The following is a 2,557-nucleotide window of genomic DNA, read 5'->3' as shown; positions in this document are numbered from 1 at the left end:
CGAGGTCGTGGACACCGAGTCCGACGGGCGAGAAGATCACCGGCCGGTCGGTCGGCGGCGCGGCCCGTCCCAGCATCACGTCCCCCGCCGCTCCTGTCGACCCCCTCACGACCGGCGGTCCGGCCGCCGCACCGCCGGCCACGGGCGCACCGCGGCCGCCGTCCCCCGCCGGGCCGGTCGCGCCCGTCGGCGTGCCCCCGTCGGCCGCCCGTACCGATGTGCTGGTCAAGGTGGGGGCGCCGATGTACGACGGCCGGTATCCGTGGAGCGTGCAGCTGATCTACGACGGCCGGGACGTCACGCCGGTCGACGCCGACGACCGGGGCGTGCGGGTCGAGGAGCTGGCGGAGGTGCTGCGGGAGCCGTTGGGGCGGGCGCTCGGGCAGGGGGACCACGGCGAGCACCTGGCCGCGATCGAGGTGTTCCTGCCCCGCAAGCTGTTCGATCTGCCCGTGGACGAGTGGCAGTTGCTGCCCGACCCGCCCGGCGGGGAGAGCGGATACGGCGGCCCATCCGGCCGGACCGAGGCCCCGGACGGCGGGGACGCCGAGGACGACGACGACCTCGTCGACGAGCGCGCCATGCCGCTCGGGATGCGGCGGACGGTCGTCGTCCGGGACGTCCGGCGCGACGGGCGGACACCGTCCCCGGAGTGGCGCCGGCGCTGGACGGGCGTGCTGCGCGGGCCGTTGGCGCATGAGCCGCTGCACGGACGGCTCGCCGCCGAGGGGCCTGCCGAGGGTCACCCCGCCGGGGTGCGCGCCGGGGGCAGGTACCCGTACTACGGCGCGCTGTCGGCGATGGGCGACGCGTCCGTACCGGTCTACTGCGGCCCGGTCGGCACCGGTGAGGGGCGGGCGGCGATGAAGGACGCGCTGATGGCCGGGTATCCGGTGGTGCTGTGGCGGCGGGACAAACACGACCCGGACGAGTGCCGGGACTTCCACCGGCAGGCGGCCCAGCTGCTGGACCGCGCCCGGCACGCCGGCGGCCTGCACGGCCCGGTCCGCGACCTGCGCATCCGGCTGGCCGACCCGGACACCGCCCGCGCCCAAGGGCTGCGGGGCAAGATCGCCGTACTGTTCGATCCGCCGGACCGGCCGTCGTACGGGACGGAGACCATGCGCCCGCCGCCGCTGGCCGCCCCCGGCGGCTGACCCCGACCGGCCGGCCGCCCCCGCCGGACGCCTCGTCAACTCAAGTGGGTCGTAAGGGCGTTCGGATGGCCGGACGGCGCCGCATCGGACGCCGCGAACCTCGGCGGACACGGCCGGCAGGCGCTAGCCTCGTACGTCGTACGGCCGGGCCCGCTGCATGATCACCAGAGCCGGGAGGAGCCCAAGGTGAACGACTGGCGGATCTACCGCGGAGTGGGTCAGCCGCACGACGGCATGCGACGGCTGCCGGCGCCGCCGCCCTGGCGCGACTTCGCGGCCTCCCGGGACGGCGCCGGGAACGGCCCGGAGGACCCCAGCAGCGCCCGCCGGCTCGGGGTGCGCCGCCGCCTGGTCGAGAGCTACGCCCCCCGGCCGGCCGAGGTGGACGCGGTCAACGCGGCTCTCTACCTGCGCCGGCCCCTGCTGGTGACCGGCAACCCCGGGACCGGCAAGTCGACCCTGGCGTACGCGATCGCCCATGAACTCGGCCTGGGCAAGGTGCTGCGCTGGCCCATCGTCAGCCGCACCGCCCTCCAGGACGGCCTGTACCGGTACGACGCCATAGGCAGGCTCCAGGACGTGCAGCTGGAGCGGGCGCGCGGCGGCGACGGCCCCGCCGCCGCACCCGGCATCGGCTCCTACATCCGGCTCGGCCCGCTCGGCACCGCCCTCCTCCCGGCCGGGCAGCCGCGCGTGCTGCTCATCGACGAACTCGACAAGAGCGACCTCGACCTCCCCAACGACCTGCTGAACACGCTGGAGGAGGGCGAGTTCTCGATCCCCGAGCTGGAGCGGCTGGCCGACCGCGAACCCGTGGTCGAGGTGCTCACGCACGACGGCGACCGGGTGGAGCTGCGCGGCGGGCGGATCGCGTGCACCGCGTTCCCGGTGATCGTGCTGACCTCCAACGGCGAACGCGACTTCCCCGCCCCGCTGCTGCGCCGCTGCGTCCAGCTGGAGCTGGACCCGCCCGGCGAGGAGCAGCTCACCGCCATGGTCGAGGCCCACCTCGGCACGGAGGGCGTCGCCGCGGGCGCCGACCTGATCCGCCGTTTCCTGGAGCGCGAGCCCGGCGAGGTGCTCGCCGCGGACCAGCTGCTCAACGCCCTGTTCCTCACCCAGCACGACCCGCACGCCCAGGGCCTGACCCGGGAGCGGATCGCGGAGATGCTCATGCAGCCGCTCGACCGTACGAGGTGAGGGGCCGATGCCGGGGATGCGCCGGGACCGTCTGGGCGAGCTGATCGGCAAGCTGCGCCAGGGCGGGCTGCAGCCGACCGCCGAGGACGTGGCGGACGCGCTCTGGCTCGCCCGGCTGGAGACCGGCATGACCCTCGGCATCGGCGGCTGGGGTTCGCGCCGCAAGCCGATGGCCCTGGTGCGGGCGCTGCTGCGGTCCG

The 2,557-nt window shown here is 75.8% G+C and carries 2 protein-coding genes and 1 pseudogene; all 3 read left to right on the top strand.

The genetic code is table 11. The features are described 5' to 3' along the window. Positions 1-1,157: VMAP-C domain-containing protein (locus ACWEN3_RS45105; RefSeq protein ID WP_452984071.1), on the top strand; the 1,157-nt coding region annotated here is incomplete at its 5' end. 186 nt (positions 1,158-1,343) lie between these two features. Further along, the gene (locus ACWEN3_RS45100) at positions 1,344-2,357 is read left to right on the top strand and encodes an AAA family ATPase (RefSeq protein ID WP_452984069.1); all 1,014 of its coding nucleotides are present in this window, start codon (positions 1,344-1,346) and stop codon (positions 2,355-2,357) included. A 16-nt stretch (positions 2,358-2,373) separates the two neighbouring features. Continuing rightward, positions 2,374-2,557 (top strand): annotated as a pseudogene (locus tag ACWEN3_RS45095) (hypothetical protein); the annotation flags it as partial.

This window comes from Streptomyces sp. NPDC004561 (genome assembly GCF_053602155.1).
Note: the sequence above shows the minus strand (reverse complement) of the source record. Positions and strands in the feature narration are given on the sequence as shown.